1 pseudogene is annotated in these 273 nt (G+C 46.9%); it reads right to left on the reverse strand.

Features of this window, described 5'->3' with window-relative positions:
- Positions 1–273, reverse strand: a pseudogene (locus EOC06_RS38960) (hypothetical protein); the annotation flags it as partial.

Raw genomic sequence — 273 nt, forward strand, 5'->3', positions numbered from 1 at the left:
ATTAAATGCCTGTTTATATGCTCGTGCGAACGGCACTTGGTAAGCAACATGTGTGCCAGGTTTTCCTGCTGCTGCAATAGGGCCTTCTCCGCCTGCACTTATATGGAATATATCCACACCTGCATCCACATACGCTTTCGAAAACTCGATGCTTTCTTCCACCTCGTAGCCGCCTTCCACATATTCTTTCGCAGAAATGCGCAAAATTAAAGGCATATCTTCCGGGCTTGGCCCTCTTGGCTGCTTTGATAACTTCCACACCAAATTTCGTAC

The organism is Mesorhizobium sp. M7A.F.Ca.MR.362.00.0.0, from assembly GCF_004023175.1.
Taxonomy (GTDB): domain Bacteria; phylum Pseudomonadota; class Alphaproteobacteria; order Rhizobiales; family Rhizobiaceae; genus Mesorhizobium.